The following is a 19,353-nucleotide window of genomic DNA, read 5'->3' as shown; positions in this document are numbered from 1 at the left end:
ATGTTATATACTTCAATACGCTATTTTTTATCTAAAAATTGCTTCAGACGCTCGAAATCTTGCTCAGTATCAATTCCAAAACCTTCGCTTGCAGCCTCTACCATGTTTATTTTAAATCCATTAGATAGCCATCTTAATTGCTCCAATCTTTCTTGAGATTCCAGTTTTGAGACTGGAAATTTCACTAGCTTTTCTAAAATATCAACTCGGTACGCATATATTCCGAGATGCTTATAAAAAGTATTTTTCTGAAGCCACCTATCCAACTTTTCATCTCTGATATGTGGAATTGGGGAGCGACTAAAATATAATGCTTGTAATCGCTCTCCTATTACAACTTTTACAATATTTGGACTCAACAAATCTTCCATTTTTCCAATTGGAAAGCATGCCGTAGCTATTTCTATTTTGTCATCCAAAACAGAGCATAAACTATCTATCGTATTTGGGTCTATCAGGGGCTCATCTCCCTGGATATTTACAACATAATCAAACGAACTGTTTCCACCACAAAGCTTCAAGGCTTCAGCACACCTGTCTGTACCACTTTCATGATTAGTATTGGTCATCAATACCTCCCCATGAAATCCTTCAACATGCTGAAAGATAGCTTCGTGGTCTGTTGCAACAACAATTTTGCTTAAGCTTTTAGTTTTTTCGCATTGTTCATATACCATTTGAAGTATCGATTTTCCGTTAATTGTTTTCAATAATTTTGCAGGAAATCGAGAAGATGAGTAGCGAGCGGGAATGATACCGAGAATTTTCAATGCCATAAGTTTTAGAAACACAAAACTAAAATAAAATAGTGTATTTATTAAGAATAAAAAAAAATTATGCACTTATACCATTAAAACGTATTTTTGCTGATTAATTTCCTTTTAATCCATAATGAAAGTTTTAGCATTTTTCCTAATCACAAGTTTCCCTCTTTTGGTTTTTTCACAAATACCACCTAAAGACTCTTTAAATACTGAGATAATCAACAACATTGTTTACATATTACATAAGGTAGAACCCGGCCAAACTTTATATAGCTTGGTAAATAAGTATAATTGCAGTGTAGCGGAAGTTTCAAGTATAAATCCAACTTTAAAGACTGATGTAGGAATAAAAGTAGGACAAACATTAAAGTTTCCGATGATAAAAAACGGAAAGCACGTAAGTGGAGCCGCATATTGGGCTATAAGAAAAAAAGCATGGTCTAGTACCAACTCTACCAAGGCTAAAGTTCTTCCTAAAGAAAAAACGCCGAAATCCAAATTCCATGACATTAAAGCAGGTGAGACAATATTTTCTATTTCAAAACTATACGATTTAGATATTTCTTACCTTGTAGAGGCCAACGATATTAGTGACAACAAAATTAAAGTTGGGAAAAAACTTCTGATCGATAAAACTGATATTGAAAAAATTATTGAAGATTTAGAAAAGAAAACCGAGCCAGAATTAGTTCTTGCTCCTTTAGGCGTAAAAGTGGCAGAAGCAGGAATAGCAGAAGTCATAAACACAAGTAATAGAACAACAAAATATCTAGCTTTACACAGAAATGCGAAAGTTGGTAGTAATATTAAAGTAACTAATGAGGCCACTGGAATTTCAATTATCGCAAAGGTTGTAGCAAACTTAAGCGAGAAAGGCCACGATGAAAATGTAATGATAAAACTATCGCCATATGCTTTTTACAAACTAAGACCTAAAGACTCAAAAATGAGAGCTACGGTAGAATACTATGTTCCTTCTAAAAAGAAATCGTCAGCTGTAAAATAACAATATGCCTGAAGTTATCCCAACAGAGGTAATTGATATTTTAAATGCGAAATATCTGAAATTCAATAATTTAGATTTTATATCTACGGATCCTATATGTATACCTCATCTATATTCTGAAAAGCAAGACATTGAAATTTCAGGTTTTTTTGCCGCAATTTTGGCTTGGGGTCAACGCAAAACTATAATTAATAAGTGTAAAGAATTACTTGAAAACATGGATAATTCTCCCTACCAATTCGTTAAAAATGCTAGTGCGAATGAATTGAAAAAATTAGAAAACTTTGCCCACCGAACTTTCAACTTTATTGATTTAATGTACTTCATAGAGTTTTTCAAAACCCACTACGCCAAAAATACCTCATTAGAATCAGCCTTTTTGATTGAAAACAGAAAGCCTGAAAATTTAAAATTAAATCTAATTCATTTTAAAGAATACTTTTTCTCATTGGAAAACTATCCAAAAAGAACCCAAAAACATATTTCTAGTCCAATTTCAAATAGTGCTTGTAAACGAATAAACATGTATTTGAGATGGATGGTCAGACACGATAACAAAGGGGTAGATTTCGGCATTTGGAAGAACATTTTACCTCATCAACTGATAATTCCATGTGATGTTCATGTAGAAAATATAGCCCGAAAACTAAACCTAACTTCTAGGCCAAAAGCAGATTGGAAAATGGCTGAAGAAATAACCAAAACTTTGAAGATTCTCGATCCAGAGGATCCAACGAAATATGATTTTGCCCTGTTTGGAATGGGAATCGAAAAGTATTTTGGGACCTGAAAAAGATATTTTTCTATAAAAACATTCTTTTTAATACATCAAAGGAGAGTATATTTGTATCGTGGATAAAATAAAATTAGAAATATTAGACTTATCGCCCAGCCAACTTCAGGCGGGTTCGTTTACATTGATTCTTACTGAATCTAACGGAGATCGTAGATTGCCAATCATCATAGGTATGTTTGAGGCCCAAGCTATAGCCATAGAAATGGAAAAAATCACTCCGACTAGGCCATTGACTCATGACCTTTTCAAATCTTTCTCTAAATCATTTGACTTTTCTGTGGAAGAAATTCATATTTCAGATATTTCAGAGGGCGTTTTTTATTCCAAAATTATCTGTACAGACGGCATTAGACAAAAAAATATTGATGCCAGGCCATCAGATGCTATCGCAATTGCTTTGAGATTTAATGCGGCTATATTTACTACAGAAAGTGTACTTAATGAAGCTGGAATAAGTGCAGATGACCTTGGAGGCCAAGAAGCCAAGAAGACTTCTCCGAAAAATATTAAGGTTAAGTCTAGCTCTGATTTGATGTCGTTAAATTCTGACGAGTTAAAGAAAATGCTGGACGATGCAATCAAGAATGAAGAATATGAAAAAGCAGCAAAAATTAGAGATGAAATAGATAAGCGGAATTAATTAGAATTTATTCACGAATTCGGCTCATAAAATTAATCTAAATGCTAAAAATACTTAAGAACTTCTTACCAATACCCGCTGAAACATCAAACCCTTTGTTAAAAACATTATCATATTTTGACATCTTGGGTTTGTTTCAAAAAGATCCTTTTGGCAATTGGATGGTATTGAAAAGAATAGTCGTATTTATAGCTGGATGGCCAACTTATTGGAGAATAGCCATTGCAAATAAATTAAAAATTGAAGGTTTAGAACACCTAAAAGACCTTCCAAATACCAATGTATTTTTTATTTCAAATCACCAAACCTATTTCGCTGACGTAATTTCCTTTTACCATATTTTTTGTAACCTAAAATGGGGATTTGGCAAAAAACTTATGCCTATTTATCTTTTTTCTCCTAGGGCCACGATTTACTATGTAGCTGCCAAAGAAACCATGAAGTCTGGCCTAATACCTAAACTTTTTAGTCTTGCGGGTGCTATTTTGGTAGAAAGGAGCTGGAGAGCAGAAGGTGTCAATGTAAAACGAGAAGTTGACACTTCGGCAGGAGACAATGTTACCAAAGGACTAAAATCTGGGTGGGTAATCAGTTTTCCGCAAGGAACTACAAGTCCCTATGCTCCAGTTAGAAAAGGCACCTCACATATTATATTATCTAATAGGCCGGTTGTGGTCCCAGTTGTAATTAATGGTTTCAGAAGGGCTTTCAATAAAACTGGCTTAAAATATAAAAGACGAAATACGCTTCTTACTGTAAAATTCAAGAAGCCTATATATTTTGATGAGAGTCATAGTCTTGATTATATAACGAAAACCGTTGAGGAAATTATTGAGCAAAACATGCCTGAAATGATAGCAGAATGGAATGCTTTGAAAGAATTGGCTAAAAAAGGTGAATAAATGTTTAAAAAAACTTAAAATCAATTCCCTTAAAATACCAATCCTAAATAATTATTTATCTTTGTACTTTAGCTATCCGAACAGAAAATGAGTTTTAACAAAAAATTAGGCAGTTATCCAGGCATTCTTATAACAATAAGTTTGAGTGTTGCTTTGTTTTTAATCGGATTTTGCGGTTGGATTGCCATTTCTTCAAAGGAATTGATAAAATACGTAAAGCAGAATATAGAGATTCAAGTTTATCTGGAAAGAGACTTAGAAAAAAAAGATTTGGATGCTATTTCAAGTAAAATTGCCAATATGGGTTTTGCGGAAATAAAAAACGGAAAACCAGAAATTAAATTAACATCGAAAGAACAAGCTGCGGAAATATTTTACAAAGACACCAAAGAAGACTTCAAAGATGTTTTGGGTGATAATCCTTTTAGAGATGCATTTAGTATCAGGCTAAAAGAAGAAAACATTACAGAAGAGAAGCTAAAATACATCAAAGCGGAAATTCAAAAAATATCGGGTGTTTTTGAAGTGGAATATGCAAAAGACTTTCTAAAAGGCATTATAACAAACGTCAATAAAGTTTATAAAGTATTGGCTCTAATTGTAGTGATATTTTTTGTAGCAACGCTATTATTGATAAATAACACAATCAAATTGGCCCTGTATTCTCAGAGATTTATAATTAGAACAATGCAATTGGTAGGAGCCACTGATTTATTTATCCAAAGGCCATTTTTGGTAAAAGGTTTCTTTCAAGGACTTATTGCAAGCGTAATTAGTACTGTTCTTATTTTTTTAACCAAATACGTTTCTACTTCACAAATCGACGGTTTGAATCTTATTCAAAACAACACCGCTATTACATTTTTATTTGTAATACTTTTAATTCTCGGACCAACAATCGGAGTTCTCAGTACCTTTCAATCTATCGTAAGGTACCATAAAATGGATTTAGATAAATTATATTGAAATAATGAAAAACACTAAAGATTTAAAAGAAACAGCTGAAGGATCAGCATCAGATTTGCCTTTTAAGAAAGGAAATTACACCATCATGTTAGCGGGTGTAGCTTTAATAGTTGCTGGCTTTATTATCATGACATTGGATAAAGAAGAATTCGGATTTGGGTTTTTCGGTATAACTCTTGGGCCTATCGTAGCTTTTGTAGGTTTCATGGTTGAATTTTATGCCTTACTAAAAAAATAATCCATGAATGTAATTCAAGCCATCATATTGGCTATAATTGAAGGTATTACAGAATATCTTCCAATAAGCTCTACTGGTCACATGATTATTGGAGCTTCTTTTTTAGGTATTGCAGAGCATCCCTTTACCAAAATATTTGAAGTAAATATACAGTTTGGTGCTATTTTGGCCGTGATTGTACTCTACTGGAAACGTTTTTTTCAAAGTTTCGATTTCTATATCAAACTTTTGGTGGCATTTATCCCTGCCGCAATCATTGGCTTTCTGTTGAATGACTTTATAGATTCAATTCTCGAAAACGTTTGGGTAGTAGCCATTAGTTTACTTCTTGGAGGAATCGTATTGATATTTATCGATAAGTATTTTGAAGAAAAAACACATAAAGAGGAGCCAAACCTCAAAGATAGTTTTGTGATTGGCCTCTTTCAATGTATAGCCATGATTCCAGGCATATCTCGTTCGGCTTCTACCATTATTGGCGGTATGTTTATGGGCTTGACTAGAAAAGCCGCAGCTGAAATGTCGTTTTTTTTGGCTGTTCCTACTATGTTTGCTGCTTCGGCCTACAAACTGTTGAAAGGTTATAAAAGTGGAGACTTAACTTTTGACAGTGAGCAACTTATGCTGTTAGGTGTTGGCAATTTAGTAGCATTTATTGTTGCTGTTGCCGCCATTAAATTCTTCATAGAATTTCTGCAAAAATACGGATTCAAGGTATTTGGGTATTACAGAATTGTGTTAGGAATAATCCTATTGGCATTGCTTTATTCAGGCGTTGATTTAAAAATTGTTTGATGAACGACCATTACAATGACTCCGTTTTATTGCTTGATAAGCCCCTAACCTGGACATCTTTTGATGTTGTAAACAAAGTTAGGTACGCTGGAAAATTCAAAAAAGTTGGGCACGCCGGTACATTGGATCCATTGGCAACGGGTTTACTAATCCTTTGCACTGGAAAAAAAACTAAAGAAATAGACCAATACCAAGCTCAAGTAAAAGAATATACTGGAAAGTTTATTTTAGGAAAAACTACGCCTTCGGCCGATGCAGAAACTGAAGTAGATGCGACTTTTCCTACAGAACACATAACCGCTGAAATGCTAGAGACAGCAAGAAATAAGTTTTTGGGCAAAATTTCTCAAGTACCTCCCCTATTTTCTGCAATCAAAGTAAAAGGCAAACGTGCCTATGAAGCCGCAAGGGAAGGAAAAACACTAGAACTTAAATCTCGTGAAATTGAAATTCAAGAATTTGAGATAGAGATCAATAATTTCCCAGAAATTTCTTTTAGGGTGATTTGTTCAAAAGGAACTTACATCCGTAGCCTAGCCCGAGATTTTGGCACTGAAGTAGGTTCTGGAGCATATTTAAGCGAACTCAGGAGAACGAAAATTGGAGATTTTTCGGTGGACAATGCAGAAACCGTAGAAACTATGGTTCAAAAAATCAAAGACTCAAATGAAGATTTATAATAAACTCTCTGATTTTCAACCCAAAGGCAATGCTGTAGTGACTACAGGCACGTTTGACGGAGTTCACGTTGGCCATCAGAAAATCATCAAAAGGCTGATTGAAAAGGCCAAGGAAATCAATGGAGAATCTGTACTGCTAACATTTTGGCCACATCCAAGACTCATCATTTCACCCAACGACGATAACCTTAAGTTACTCACCACAATAGATGAGAAAACCGAAATTTTGGAAAAACTAGGCGTTGATCATTTTATAGTTTTACCTTTTACAAGAGAATTTTCAGAACTAAGCTGTGAGAAATACATTGAGGATATATTATTAGACGGACTAGGAACCAAAGCCATGGTAATTGGCTATGACCATAGATTTGGCAAAAACCGTGAAGGAGGAATAGATTATCTTAAAAAACATTCGGAAAGGTTTAAAATTGAGATTGAAGAAATTTCGAGGCAAGAAATTGAAAATATAACCATAAGTTCTACAAAAATCAGAAATGCCATACTTCATGGCGATCTGAAATCTGCCAGTGAATTACTGGGAAGAGATTATCAATTCTCAGGACCAGTAGTAAAAGGAAGGCAACTCGGCAGGACCATCGGTTTTCCAACCGCAAATATTCAGGTTCAGAAAAAATATAAGTTGATTCCTAAAAATGGAGTATATGCTACGAATGTTTTTTTGAGAAATCAAAAATATCAGGGCATCATGAACATCGGCAATAGACCCACTGTAGATGGCCTCGGAACAACGCAAGAAGTTCATATTTTTGATTTTTCAGATGATATTTATGGAGAAACCATAAAAGTTGAAATTTTGGAATTTATCAGAGAAGAAACTAAATTTGAAAGTATAGATGAATTGATCAAGCAAATAAAAGTGGATTGCAATTCTGCACTGGAAATATTTTCAAAAAATGCATAAAAAAAGTAAGTATATATTTTGGACAATTTCCCTATTACTGATTGCCGCTTTATGGCTTTTTCAAAATAAAATCTCTGTAAACATTCCTTGGTGGGATGATTTTCATGGAATCATACTTCCGGTTTTTCATTTATTTTCCGACTTACCATTTCTAGAAAAAATTAAACTTTTCTTTTCATTAAATAACGAACACCGCGTCGTTAATGATAGAATATTTCTGCTTTTAATATACTTAATATCGGGCAATTTTGAGTTAAAGGCCTTGGCTTTATTGGGTTTCATAAACCTTATATTGATTTTCTTGGTCTTGGTGAAGGTTTCAAAACCACTATTTGGCAATCGTTTGTATTTACTACCGATAGCATTACTGATTTTTCATGCTCAATATTTTGAAAGTCTTCAGTCATTGATGGTGCCCTTTCAAAACTTCTCGGTCATTTTATATGTGTTTCTGACCTATTACTTTCTCATTTATAGAAAAAACAAAGGCCTAATTCCCGCATTTATTTTTGCCCTTTTAGCAATTTTTTCTCACGGAAATGGTATTTTGGCCTTCCTAATTGGGGCAATTATCCTTTTTTTCAACAAACGAAATAAAGATTTTATAGTTTGGAGCTTCTTATCTGTTGCGAGTATAATTTTGTATTTCTGGGGATATAAAAAACCAGAATGGAGTTCAGGAGTATCGGCCTTTTCTCAGCCTTTGACTGCCTTAAGGTATGTTTTTGAATTTTTTGGTGCTTATGCATTAAATATAACTGACTTATCTACAAGAGCTAAAGAGGTTTATTCTCATCCAATATCAGAGCTTTTTGGTCTATTTTTAGTAGTGACATTCTTAGTTATATTTCTAAAAAAATACCCATTGCTGTCAAAAAGACGAATGGAGGCAACGGACAAACTGAGACATTCAAAGGCTGACCAATTTATTATTTGTGTTTTTGGGTTTGTATTTGCCACTGGTTTAATGATTGGTATCTCCAGAACTGGTTTTTCGATGCTGAGTAGATATACCATTAATTCTTCATTTATGGCCATTGCGGTCTACATTTTCTTAGTTTCAAACATAAAAAGAAAAAAGGCGATAGGAATTGTGACAACCATTTTTTGTTCTATCATTCTTATTATCAGCTATTTTAACAATTATGAAATCGCTCTTTTCAACCGTAAGAATGCGGTAGCGGATGGGATTAACTTTCGAAAAATGGGCACTTGGTCGAATCAATATATAGACTCCTCTCACATTTCCAAGCTAAATCCATTGTTGGCAGAACCATATAAACTAAAGAAATATATCTTTCCAGCCTCTGTTTTGGATAATTATTCAACTATAAATTCATCAATTACCACAGAAAAACTTTCTTACAGTATAAATGATGGTATTCTTGAAATTTCAGGGGTGCTGAAAGAAAACATCAATCCAAACGCTAAAGAAGATGGAATTTATTTCTCTTTAGAAAATAAAGAAAAGCAGTTTATTTTTCCAGCAATAAATCAGAAAAACAACATTCTGAAAAGTATCTTACAACGAAAATACTTTTCAGATTTTTATCGTACAATTTATCCTGTAAAACTGATTCCAAAAGAGAAATATAACCTATTTAAGATAATTGTAATTGACGATAAAGTTTACAAATACGACTTAGGTAAAACTTGTGGTCCCGATGCTATGATTCGTTAGGCATTTCTTACATAACTACCCAAGACCTTTATGCTGTCTTGGTGCTTTTTCAAAACTTCTTGAAATTTCTCATCTTTGAAATAGCCCAAAAGCTCAATAAAGAACCAAAAATTAAAATCCTCATCGCCTTTGTATGGTCTACTTTCAATTTTTGTTAAGTTGATTTCTTGCTCTTTAAAGTCTTGTAAGAAACTCGCCAAAACTCCCGCTTCGTCAGTATGAGGTAATCTGGCGATTAGAGTGGTTTTATCATTTCCTGAAGGTAAGTTCTCAAACTTTTTGGATAAAATAAAAAACCTTGTTCTGTTATTACTATTATCTTCAATATTATGGAATAAAACAGGAATTCTGAACAATTTAGCTGCTATATCACTACAAATAGCGGCAGCTTCAGGATCTTCAGCAGCCAACTTTGCGGCCTTTGATGTAGACTCTACTTGTATTTCTTCTGGATTATGCTGCTCAAAATATTTATTCAAGAACCCACGACACTGTCTAAAAGCTATGTCTTTTGAGTATATTCTTTTAATTTTGGCCGGGTTTTCTGCTTCTGTAGCTAAACAAAAATGAACAGGAATTTTCAATTCAGCGGCTATATTCACGTTGGTTTCATTGAGTAAATCTACGGTCTCATAGACAATACCTTCTTGATTATTTTCGATAGGCACCACCCCAAACCTCACCCTCTCAGTTTCTACAGCTTCAAAAACAGATTTGATTGTAGGCAGAGTCATGTATTCTGAAAGAGCACCAAATCTACTTTCGGCGGCTTGATGCGTAAAACTACCTTCAGGACCAAGATAGGCTATTCTTTCAGGAAGTTCTATATTTCTGGCAGTTGCGAAAATCTCTAAAAATATAGCTTCTATAGCATCTCTTGACAAAAGCCCATCTGACTGACTATTTAATCTTTCAATTATTTGTTTTTCGCGTTCTGGCCTATAAATTATTTCTTTCGATTTATTTTTTATCTCTCCAACTCTTTGCACCCAATGCATCCGTTGATTCAAAAGCTCCAAAAGATGGTCATCTATTTTGTCTATTTCTTTCCTTACCTCGTCTAAAGTCACAGTTTTGTATTTTTAATCTTCTATAATTAGTTCTTTTTCTTCTAAAATATCTTTCTCAATAATCAAATTATCAATAATAAATACCTGACGTTCTGGTGTATTTTTGCCCATGTAATACCCGAGAATTTTCGGAATGGATGACTCTTTCTCAAATATTACGGGGTCCAGTTTTATCTCTTTGCCTATAAATGCCTCAAACTCATGCGGAGAAATTTCTCCCAGTCCCTTAAATCTTGTTATTTCTGGCTTTCCACCCAATTTACTCATGGCCACTTGTTTCTCTTCTTCAGAATAACAATAAAATGTCTCTTTCTTGTTTCTGACCCTAAAAAGGGGCGTTTGGAGAATATATAAATGTCCTTCACGCACAACATCGGGAAAAAACTGCAAGAAAAATGTTAGAAGTAATAACCTAATGTGTGAACCATCTACGTCCGCGTCTGTGGCAATGATGATTTGATTATATCTCAAGGTTTCTATTCCATTCTCAATATCAAGAGCGTGCTGAAGAAGATTAAATTCCTCGTTTTCATAAACCACTTTTTTACTTAAACCATAGCAATTTAACGGTTTCCCTCTTAAACTAAATACAGCCTGAGTTTCTGGACTTCTTGCTTTGGTTATGGAGCCACTTGCAGAGTCGCCCTCCGTAATAAACAACATGGTATCTAACCTACCCTCAAACTTCTCATCCATCAGATGATACTTACAATCTCTGAGTTTCTTGTTGTGCAAATTCGCCTTTTTGGCTCTTTCATTGGCTATTTTCCTTACCCCGGCCAACTCTTTTCGTTCTCTTTCTGATTGCTCAATTCGCTTTTTCAAAGCATCCTTTACGTTTGGATGCATGTGTAAAAAGTTATCTAATTCTTCCTTAATAAAATCATTTACAAAGGTTCTGACTGTTGGTGCGTTATCTTCCAAAGATATATTGGTAGAACCCAGCTTTGTTTTGGTCTGAGATTCAAAAACTGGCTCTTGGATTCTAACAGAAACAGCACCAATTACTGACTGACGGATGTCTTCTGGAGCATAATCCTTGTTGTAATGGTCTCTGATGGTTTTTACAATGGCTTCCTTAAATGCCGAAAGGTGAGTTCCACCTTGCGTGGTATTTTGGCCATTTACAAAAGAGTAATATTCTTCTCCGTACTGATTTCCGTGGGTGAGTGCAATCTCAATATCTGGTCCTTTTAAATGAATTATATTGTAACGAAGCGTGGATTCATCTGTTTTCCTTAATAATAAATCCAATAAACCGTTCTGAGAAATATATTTTTTCTTGTTGAAGTTCAATGCCAGACCGGCATTGAGATAGCAATAATTCCAAATCATGTTTTCTACATAATGAGGAATAAAATGATAATTTTTAAAAACTGTATTATCAGGTATAAACTCTACAAATGTGCCGTTCTTTTCACTTGTAATTTCTATTTGAGATTCTTCAACCAGTACACCTCTCTCAAAAATCGCCTTTTTAGATTCTCCCTCTCTGTAAGCAATTACCTTAAAATAACTTGAGAGGGCATTCACGGCTTTTGTACCAACACCATTTAATCCAACAGATTTTTGAAAAGCCTTGCTGTCATATTTAGCACCTGTATTGATCTTAGAAACCACATCTACAACTTTTCCTAAAGGAATACCTCGACCAAAATCTCTAACAGTAACTTTGCCTTCGTCGATTCCAATTTCTATAGATTTACCATGTCCCATCGCAAATTCATCTATACAATTGTCCATGACTTCTTTCAGCAGCACGTATATACCATCGTCTGGTGAAGTACCATCTCCAAGCTTTCCTATATACATACCAGGTCGTAAACGAATATGCTCTTTCCAGTCTAATGATTTAATACTGTCTTCATCATATAACGCTTTACTTTCTTCTGACATAATAATTTTCTATAAAATATGAGTGTAAACAAATTTATATTTAACTTTGCAATTCAAAGTACTTTTTAAAATAAAGACTTTTTAATTTAATTAACCAAAATTCTTCTGTTAATTTTGCGATTTAACAAGCAAAACCTAGAAAGAGCAAATTTTTAATTTATGAAATCTCCCAAATTTAGGAAGACAAATCCAATAGCAAAAGCACTCGTATTAATATTAATACAAATTGCTATAAAAAACACCATTTTTGCCCAAACTATACCTGCTAATCAATTACCGGCAACAGTTCCAACTCAAACAAACACTCCGACAACAACTAAAGAAAAAACTGCTACAAACAACAGAACTAATACCTTAAATAGGACACCTATTAATGCTCCTGCTAATACCCGGGATATTGAACTTACTCCCGCAGATGAAGAAGCAATGCAAACCGAAGAGAAACAAAGGCTTGAAAAAGAGGCCGAACTTTCGGTGGATCTGGCAAAAAAGACCATAATTAAAAGAACATTTGGAAGCTCTATTTTTACTAATTCAAAATTTGACCCAAGTGCTACTGTAAATATTGCCACCCCAAACAATTATGTTTTAGGTGCTGGAGACAAGATTGTTATGGACATTTATGGATATTCCCAATTTAAACAAACTGCAACTGTAAATCCTGATGGATTCATTGTTTTAGAAAAAGCTGGTGTTGTTAATGTTTCTGGTCTAAATATAGAAGAGGCTGAAAAGAAAATAAAAAATGCATTCTCAAAGATTTTTTTGGGTTTAAACGGTGGGAGTGGCTATCCAGCAAACACATTTTTAAAAGTCTCTCTAACTGGATACAGGTCTATAAAAATAAAAATAACTGGTGAGGTTGTAGCCCCAGGAACTTATACAGTTACGTCTTTTACAAGTCTTTTAAATGCATTGTATGCATGTGGTGGACCAAATGATATCGGTACTTATAGAGATATAAAATTAATTAGGAACAACCGTGTGGTAAGCACCCTTGATTTGTACGATGTCATTACTAAGGGTTTTTCAAAAGGAGATATGCTTCTGAAAGACCAAGATATTATACAAGTGGGTCCATACATTTCAAGAATAGCTATGGAAGGAAATTTAAAAAGAAAGGGCCTTTTTGAAGTTTTACCTAATGAAAATTTAAATACAGTGATAACCTTTGCTGGAGGTTTTGATCAGTATGCCTATTCAGAAAGAGTAAAAATTTATAGAAACACTTCAAAAGAAAAACGAATAATAGATATTAAAAACTTAGACTTTAAATCTAGCCCTGTTTACAGTGGAGACTCTATAGTAGTGGAAAAAATATTAGATAGGTTTGAAAACCTAATTTCAATACAAGGAGCCATTTATCGACCGGGAGAATATTCTTTAGATTCAAACCCAACCTTGCTAACTTTGATTAATTCAGCCGAGGGATTAAAAGAAGAGTCATTGCAAGGTAGAGTCAATATTATTAGAACCAATGACGATTTATCAATTTCGAATGTAACCGTGAATCTCTTGGACATTAAGACTGGAAAAAGTGCAGATCAGCCACTAAAAAGGATGGATAGAATAATTATTCCGAGCATTTTCGATTTAACAGAAACTTCATTTGTGAAAATCCAAGGAGCAATAAACAATCCTGACGCATTGATAGGTGTAGAAGTTCCCTACATTAAGGAAATGACTATCCAAGATTTAATTGTAAAAGTTGGGGGATTAACAGAAGCTGCATCTTTATCAAAAATTGAGATTGTAAGAAGGAAACGTAACGTGGATGCCAAACAAATTGACGCCCAAATTTCAGATATAATTGAGTTTGAAATTCGTCCTGATTTAAGTTTTGACTCAAAAAGTGAAAGTGTAAAACTGCTCCCCTATGACGAAGTTTTCGTAAGAACCTCACCTAACTATGAAAAACAAAACTTTGCATCTACCAAAGGAGAAGTAATTTACCCTGGTATATACGGTATCAAATATAAGGATGAAAAAATCTCTGACTTAATATCAAGAGCGGGTGGATTATCTCCACAAGCCTACATAAAGGGAGCAACATTGGTTAGGAAGACACTAATAAGTGATTTCCAAAAAACTCAAAGAGAAGAAGTCCTGAACAATCTCAACATAAATGTTAAAGTTAAAACTGTAACTGAAGATCTTGAAAATGAAGAGCCAGAACTTACTGAAGAAGGTGAAGTAATAGACAATATAATTACTGAGTCTGTAGGAATTGACTTGGAAAAAATCCTGAAAAACCCAGGTTCGGTAGAAGACCTCATTCTTCAAGATGGAGACGAAATAAACATTCCAAAAAAGCTCCAAACCGTAAGAATAGAAGGTGAAATATTATACCCAACAACTGTTAAATACCACCCAGAACTGAAGTTCATCGATTATGTATCGAAGTCTGGTGGTTTTACGAAAAAATCTGCTCGTGGCAAGGCTTTTGTAATTTATCCAAATGGTTCTGTTGACAGAACAAGGAAGTTTATTTTCGTGAAGATACACCCCAAAGTTGAGCCAGGAAGTGAAATCATCATTCCTGGAAAAACGGAGAATACACAAGCCCAAATAGCTCAATTTGGAGGCTTGGTGGCTACATTGAGTGCCACCCTTACTACAATAATTACAATTTTCGGATTCTTAAAACTCAACCAAAATTAAGAATGGATCAAAATATAAAAGTAGATCAAGTTTCAACCAAAGAGTTTTTCCTTTCTGTTTTTAAGTACTTTAAATTTCTTGGAAACAATTGGCAGATATTATTAGTGGCTTTAATTACAGGGTCAATTTATGATACTATAAATAATACTTTTTTAGATTCTGAGGACACATACAGTGGACAAATAACATTCCACTTAGAACTAGAGGGGGGTGGTTCTCAAAATCAATTAGGTGGGTTTGCTTCGGCTTTTGGCTTAGGGGCAGGTGCTGGTCAAGCACAAGGAGGTAGCTTACTTGCATCTTCAAATTTTGAAGCAATAATTCTTTCGGGAAATGTTTTTCAGAATGCATTCATGAGAGAAGTGAAGATTGGAGACCGTAAAGATTTGTTTATCAATTATTTTATTGATAGCAGCGACATTAAACGCAAAGAATGGGCTGGAAACTTATTTAGAGGGCCTTCGCCTTATACAGCATATAGATTTAAAAAGAAAAACATAGCAGACTTTACCCCTTATGAGAATCAAATTTTGGCTGACATTTATACAAAATTATATAATGTAACAAGAGTTGAACCAGACAAAAATTCTAGTCTAATAAGTATTTATTCTACAACCTCTAACGAAAAACTAACCAAAGACTGGATAGAAACTTTGATGGGAGCCACCGAGGATTTTTACAGAGATATGAAAACCAAAAAGACTAGGCAAATTTTGAGAGTGCAAGAAGGTCGTTTGGACAGTTTAGCATATGCTATGAAATATAATGACAAAAGGATTGCTAGGCTAACTTTCGATAATCCAAATGTTGTTGACCCATCAGGGATAATGAAGCAACAGCAAATATCAAGAGATAACACATATCTCTCGAATCAGTATTATACTCAGCTAGCTAATGTTGAAAGCCTCAATAGGTTGATTATAGAACAAACGCCTATTTTTACAGTTTTGGAGCCTGTTAGGTTGCCACTTTCCGTAATCAAAAAAACAGGATTTAGTACTCGACTAAGTGGATTAATAGCAATGGTGGCGATGATATTTATTATTACCATCCGAAAAACATATCTTGATGTAATGTCAGAAAATAGCAATTGAAAATTATTATATGAATTCAAAGGAGCGAATAATTACTGCAAAAAAATCCATAACCGACTACCTTAATGAAATTTGGGACTTTAAAGAGCTTTTTTGGATTTTAGCCAAAAGAGATATATTGGTTAAATACAAACAAACTGTTTTGGGTATTGGCTGGAGTGTTATCAGACCCTTAATAACCATGATAGTGATGGCTTTTGCTTTTGGAAAAATAGGAAAGTTAGATACAAATACAGCTATTCCATTTACACTAGTGGTAGCCCCCGGAGTAATTATTTGGTTGTTTTTTTCGCAGTCCTTGCAAGCATTGAGTCAGAGCATTGTCTTAAACTCAAACCTAGTCTCTAAAGTATACTTCCCTAGGCTTATAATCCCACTATCTACTATTTTCCTAGGACTTGTAGATGTTCTAATATCTATTTTTTTATTCTTTATTATATGTATTTGGTATCAATTTTTACCAGATTGGAAGCTATTTCTAGTTCCATTTTTTATTCTGCTTACTTTTATGGCTGCGTTTGGTATTGGTTTGATTTCCGCAGTTTTAAATGTAAAATTTAGAGATATTGGTCAAATCATACCTTTCGTTATTCAATTTGGATATTTTATTTCTCCTGTTGGTTATTTGACAGAAAGTGTAAAATCAACAGATCATGCATGGTATTACAAACTTTTCGTGCTTAATCCGGTAACAGGATGTATAGATGCACTCAGATGGTGTATGCTTGATGATTTTGCAAATTTTAATTGGGACAGTTTTATTCCATTGATTTTATTCATAATCTTTACTTTTTTCTATTCAATCAGATTTTTCAGAAAACACGAAAACTCTTTTGTTGACCATATTTAATTCGATTTAATAAATGACCGTACTTAGCATAGAAAATGTTTCGAAGAGGTATCAACTCAACCAAAAGGGAAACTCAACAGATGATTTGAGAGACACAGTTACTCGTTGGTCTAACTCAATATTTAAGCCTTCAAAAAACCACAATAAAAAAGAAGATTTTTGGGCATTAAAAGACATTAATCTAGAAGTGAAACAAGGCGATAGACTTGGTTTAGTTGGAGCTAATGGTGCAGGAAAATCAACTTTGCTGAAGGTTTTGAGCCAAATTACAGAACCTACCAATGGAATAGTAAAGGTTAAAGGTAGAATGGCAAGCTTATTAGAAGTAGGTACAGGTTTTCATCCAGAGTTAACAGGAAGAGAGAATATATTCTTAAACGGAGCTATTTTAGGTATGCAAAAATCTGAAATAGTAAAGCATTTTGACGCGATTGTGGATTTTGCGGGAATTAGTAAATTCATAGATACTCCTGTAAAACGCTATTCGTCAGGAATGTACGTAAGGTTAGGCTTCGCCATAGCAGCACACTTAGAACCTGAGATATTGGTAGTAGACGAAGTATTGGCTGTGGGTGATGCTGACTTCCAAAAGAAAAGTATTGGCAAAATGAGAGATGTATCTAACAGTGGTAGAACTTTGATTTTTGTTAGCCACAATCTCACCGCTGTTCAAGGGCTTTGCAACAAAGGTGCCTACTTAAGAAACGGAGAATTAATAAAGTCAGGAAAAATTGACGAAGTTGTCAACGAATATGTTAAAACTGTTTCAAAATTTCAGTTAAAACAAAATTGGGCTACACCTGATGAAGCACCTGGCAACGACCAAGTTAGAATAAAAACGATAAGTCTGACGCCAAATCAAGAAATACTTACAGATAACTTCGATACACGCACACCTCTAAAAATGGTATTTGAGTATTGGAATATGATGGATAATGCAGAACTTAATGTGAGTATTTTCCTGTACAGTATGACTGGAGAGTGCATATTTAATATCGGAGATGATGCTAAATTTTATCAACAAGGAATTGTTAGAGTTGAGTGTGATATTCCTGGAGATTTCCTAAATGATGGGTCTTATTATATTTCAGCAATGATTGTAAAGGATAGATTGGCTCCAGTATTTTTCTTTGAAGATGCCTTGGCATTTGATATCTTAGATTACAGAGAGGGTACGGATTGGTATGGAAAATGGCCAGGAGCGGTTAGGCCAAAAATGATTTCCGTAAATTCTGTCCAGAAAGAATTGCTATAAATCATATTTTACATTTGAATTTTAGGCTAGTATTGTAAAAAAATCGAAAAGGTTTGGAAAGGATAAACGTTACAAAATCATTTTTACCCCCTAAGGAAGAATATCAAGTATATCTTTCAGAGATTTGGGAAGCTAGCTGGCTTACAAATAATGGACCATTAGTAGTTGATCTTGAAGGAAAGATTTCTAAATACCTGAATACAGAATACTTCTCTTTTCTTGGAAATGGCACAATAGCACTGCAGATTGCTATAAAAGCGTTAGAATTAAAAGGTGAAATCATCACAACGCCATTTTCTTACTGTGCCACTACCACTTCTATAATTTGGGAAAATCTTCAACCAGTTTTTGTGGATATAAATGCCCATGATTTAAATATCAATGCAGATTTAATAGAAGCATCAATAACTAAAAATACCTCAGCAATTTTAGCTACACATGTTTATGGAAACCCTTGTGATGTTGAAAAAATAGATAAAATTGCAAAAAAATACAATTTGAAAGTGATTTATGATGCAGCTCATGCATTTGGAGTCAAATATATGGGTAAATCACTTTTGGAATATGGTGATATATCAACTTGTAGTTTTCATTCTACAAAAGTTTTTCATACAGTAGAAGGAGGTTCAATTGTATGCCACACCAAAGAAATCCATGAAAAAGTAAAATTACTTAGGAGTTTTGGCCATATTTTAGACAATTATTATATAGCTGGCATAAATGGAAAGAATTCTGAGTTCCATGCTGCAATGGGACTATGTAATCTCAACCATCTCTCAAATATAATATCTGGCAGAGAAAGAATTTTCAGAATCTATGATGGCTTACTCAACTGGAAACATCTCTACAAGCCGACCGAAAAACATCAGAATTTGGTTTATAATTTTGCATACTATCCAATAGTATTAGAGAGTTCAGAAATTACCTCTAAAATTATAGAGGCCCTAAACAAAGAAAATATTTACCCAAGACGATATTTTTATCCATCGCTCAATAAACTTCAATATTTGGCTGAATATCAAAGCTGCCCAATAAGTGAGGATATTTCTTGCAGGGTACTCTCACTCCCACTCTATCCAGATTTGGAACATCAAATAGTTGAAAAAATTTGTAAAATCATAAACTCAATTTTTTGAT

Annotated in this window: 18 protein-coding genes; 15 read left to right on the top strand and 3 right to left on the bottom strand. The window is 34.0% G+C overall.

The window, feature by feature from the left end:
* Window positions 1–20: 20 nt before the first annotated feature.
* Window positions 21–776, bottom strand: coding sequence for a 3-deoxy-manno-octulosonate cytidylyltransferase (gene kdsB / locus EGI26_RS04135; protein ID WP_310587937.1), 756 nt, complete (start codon window positions 774–776; stop codon window positions 21–23).
* A gap of 115 nt (window positions 777–891) precedes the next feature.
* On the opposite strand from kdsB, the gene EGI26_RS04130 reads away from it, so the two are divergent.
* The 10 genes from EGI26_RS04130 (at window position 892) to EGI26_RS04085 (ending at window position 9,390) form a co-directional block, all read left to right on the top strand.
* Window positions 892–1,770 (top strand): LysM peptidoglycan-binding domain-containing protein, encoded by an 879-nt coding sequence (locus EGI26_RS04130; protein ID WP_255076596.1) that lies wholly within the window; start codon window positions 892–894, stop codon window positions 1,768–1,770.
* Window positions 1,771–1,774: 4 nt separating this feature from the next.
* The gene (locus tag EGI26_RS04125; RefSeq protein ID WP_255076595.1) at window positions 1,775–2,560 is read left to right on the top strand and encodes a TIGR02757 family protein; all 786 of its coding nucleotides are present in this window, start codon (window positions 1,775–1,777) and stop codon (window positions 2,558–2,560) included.
* 61 nt (window positions 2,561–2,621) lie between these two features.
* Window positions 2,622–3,206, top strand: a complete 585-nt coding sequence (locus EGI26_RS04120) for a bifunctional nuclease domain-containing protein (RefSeq protein ID WP_255076594.1) — start codon at window positions 2,622–2,624, stop codon at window positions 3,204–3,206.
* A gap of 41 nt (window positions 3,207–3,247) precedes the next feature.
* Entirely contained in the window at window positions 3,248–4,108 is an 861-nt protein-coding gene (locus tag EGI26_RS04115; protein WP_255076592.1) for a 1-acyl-sn-glycerol-3-phosphate acyltransferase, read from the top strand.
* Between the two features lie 87 nt (window positions 4,109–4,195).
* The gene (locus tag EGI26_RS04110; RefSeq protein ID WP_255076589.1) at window positions 4,196–5,074 is read left to right on the top strand and encodes an ABC transporter permease; all 879 of its coding nucleotides are present in this window, start codon (window positions 4,196–4,198) and stop codon (window positions 5,072–5,074) included.
* Between the two features lie 4 nt (window positions 5,075–5,078).
* The gene (locus EGI26_RS04105; protein WP_255076583.1) at window positions 5,079–5,312 is read left to right on the top strand and encodes a DUF3098 domain-containing protein; all 234 of its coding nucleotides are present in this window, start codon (window positions 5,079–5,081) and stop codon (window positions 5,310–5,312) included.
* Between the two features lie 3 nt (window positions 5,313–5,315).
* Window positions 5,316–6,107, top strand: a complete 792-nt coding sequence (locus tag EGI26_RS04100; protein ID WP_255076582.1) for an undecaprenyl-diphosphate phosphatase — start codon at window positions 5,316–5,318, stop codon at window positions 6,105–6,107.
* On the top strand, window positions 6,107–6,787 hold the full coding sequence (truB, locus tag EGI26_RS04095) for a tRNA pseudouridine(55) synthase TruB (RefSeq protein ID WP_255076580.1): 681 nt from the start codon (window positions 6,107–6,109) through the stop codon (window positions 6,785–6,787). Before EGI26_RS04100 ends, truB begins: the two co-directional genes overlap by 1 nt.
* Window positions 6,774–7,709 carry a bifunctional riboflavin kinase/FAD synthetase gene (locus tag EGI26_RS04090; protein WP_255076579.1) on the top strand — a complete coding sequence of 312 codons (936 nt, stop codon included), beginning with the start codon at window positions 6,774–6,776 and terminating at the stop codon, window positions 7,707–7,709. The genes truB and EGI26_RS04090 overlap by 14 nt, the downstream gene beginning before the upstream one ends.
* Window positions 7,702–9,390 (top strand): hypothetical protein, encoded by a 1,689-nt coding sequence (locus EGI26_RS04085; RefSeq protein WP_255076578.1) that lies wholly within the window; start codon window positions 7,702–7,704, stop codon window positions 9,388–9,390. Before EGI26_RS04090 ends, EGI26_RS04085 begins: the two co-directional genes overlap by 8 nt.
* Here the strand turns inward: EGI26_RS04085 and pheA are convergent.
* On the bottom strand, window positions 9,387–10,460 hold the full coding sequence (gene pheA, locus EGI26_RS04080; RefSeq protein WP_255076577.1) for a prephenate dehydratase: 1,074 nt from the start codon (window positions 10,458–10,460) through the stop codon (window positions 9,387–9,389). The genes EGI26_RS04085 and pheA overlap by 4 nt on opposite strands.
* A 12-nt stretch (window positions 10,461–10,472) precedes the next feature.
* Window positions 10,473–12,356 carry a DNA topoisomerase IV subunit B gene (locus EGI26_RS04075; RefSeq protein WP_255076575.1) on the bottom strand — a complete coding sequence of 628 codons (1,884 nt, stop codon included), beginning with the start codon at window positions 12,354–12,356 and terminating at the stop codon, window positions 10,473–10,475.
* 159 nt (window positions 12,357–12,515) lie between these two features.
* Between EGI26_RS04075 and EGI26_RS04070 the strand changes: the two genes are divergently transcribed.
* Genes EGI26_RS04070 through EGI26_RS04050 form a run of 5 tightly spaced genes read left to right on the top strand, consistent with a single transcriptional unit; the run spans window position 12,516 to window position 19,352 of the window.
* Window positions 12,516–15,017 carry an SLBB domain-containing protein gene (locus tag EGI26_RS04070; RefSeq protein WP_255076573.1) on the top strand — a complete coding sequence of 834 codons (2,502 nt, stop codon included), beginning with the start codon at window positions 12,516–12,518 and terminating at the stop codon, window positions 15,015–15,017.
* Between the two features lie 2 nt (window positions 15,018–15,019).
* Window positions 15,020–16,111, top strand: a complete 1,092-nt coding sequence (locus EGI26_RS04065) for a hypothetical protein (protein WP_255076572.1) — start codon at window positions 15,020–15,022, stop codon at window positions 16,109–16,111.
* A 10-nt stretch (window positions 16,112–16,121) separates the two neighbouring features.
* Window positions 16,122–16,961 (top strand): ABC transporter permease, encoded by an 840-nt coding sequence (locus tag EGI26_RS04060; RefSeq protein ID WP_255076571.1) that lies wholly within the window; start codon window positions 16,122–16,124, stop codon window positions 16,959–16,961.
* A gap of 13 nt (window positions 16,962–16,974) precedes the next feature.
* Window positions 16,975–18,216: an ABC transporter ATP-binding protein gene (locus EGI26_RS04055; protein ID WP_255076570.1), complete on the top strand. Its 1,242-nt coding sequence runs from the start codon at window positions 16,975–16,977 to the stop codon at window positions 18,214–18,216.
* Between the two features lie 53 nt (window positions 18,217–18,269).
* The gene (locus EGI26_RS04050) at window positions 18,270–19,352 is read left to right on the top strand and encodes a DegT/DnrJ/EryC1/StrS aminotransferase family protein (protein ID WP_255076568.1); all 1,083 of its coding nucleotides are present in this window, start codon (window positions 18,270–18,272) and stop codon (window positions 19,350–19,352) included.
* Window position 19,353 lies beyond the last annotated feature (1 nt).

The organism is Lacihabitans sp. CCS-44, from assembly GCF_024343735.1.
Lineage (GTDB): Bacteria > Bacteroidota > Bacteroidia > Cytophagales > Spirosomataceae > Leadbetterella.
The sequence above is the reverse complement of the archived record's forward strand: the minus strand, read 5'-3'. Positions and strand labels throughout refer to the sequence as shown.

Coding starts and splice junctions, on each gene's coding strand:
- kdsB (WP_310587937.1), bottom strand. CDS start 776: ATGGCATTGAAAATTCTCGGTATCATTCCCGCTCGCTACTCATCTTCT.
- EGI26_RS04130 (WP_255076596.1), top strand. CDS start 892: ATGAAAGTTTTAGCATTTTTCCTAATCACAAGTTTCCCTCTTTTGGTT.
- EGI26_RS04125 (WP_255076595.1), top strand. CDS start 1,775: ATGCCTGAAGTTATCCCAACAGAGGTAATTGATATTTTAAATGCGAAA.
- EGI26_RS04115 (WP_255076592.1), top strand. CDS start 3,248: ATGCTAAAAATACTTAAGAACTTCTTACCAATACCCGCTGAAACATCA.
- EGI26_RS04110 (WP_255076589.1), top strand. CDS start 4,196: ATGAGTTTTAACAAAAAATTAGGCAGTTATCCAGGCATTCTTATAACA.
- EGI26_RS04105 (WP_255076583.1), top strand. CDS start 5,079: ATGAAAAACACTAAAGATTTAAAAGAAACAGCTGAAGGATCAGCATCA.
- EGI26_RS04100 (WP_255076582.1), top strand. CDS start 5,316: ATGAATGTAATTCAAGCCATCATATTGGCTATAATTGAAGGTATTACA.
- truB (WP_255076580.1), top strand. CDS start 6,107: ATGAACGACCATTACAATGACTCCGTTTTATTGCTTGATAAGCCCCTA.
- EGI26_RS04090 (WP_255076579.1), top strand. CDS start 6,774: ATGAAGATTTATAATAAACTCTCTGATTTTCAACCCAAAGGCAATGCT.
- EGI26_RS04085 (WP_255076578.1), top strand. CDS start 7,702: ATGCATAAAAAAAGTAAGTATATATTTTGGACAATTTCCCTATTACTG.
- EGI26_RS04075 (WP_255076575.1), bottom strand. CDS start 12,356: ATGTCAGAAGAAAGTAAAGCGTTATATGATGAAGACAGTATTAAATCA.
- EGI26_RS04070 (WP_255076573.1), top strand. CDS start 12,516: ATGAAATCTCCCAAATTTAGGAAGACAAATCCAATAGCAAAAGCACTC.
- EGI26_RS04065 (WP_255076572.1), top strand. CDS start 15,020: ATGGATCAAAATATAAAAGTAGATCAAGTTTCAACCAAAGAGTTTTTC.
- EGI26_RS04060 (WP_255076571.1), top strand. CDS start 16,122: ATGAATTCAAAGGAGCGAATAATTACTGCAAAAAAATCCATAACCGAC.
- EGI26_RS04055 (WP_255076570.1), top strand. CDS start 16,975: ATGACCGTACTTAGCATAGAAAATGTTTCGAAGAGGTATCAACTCAAC.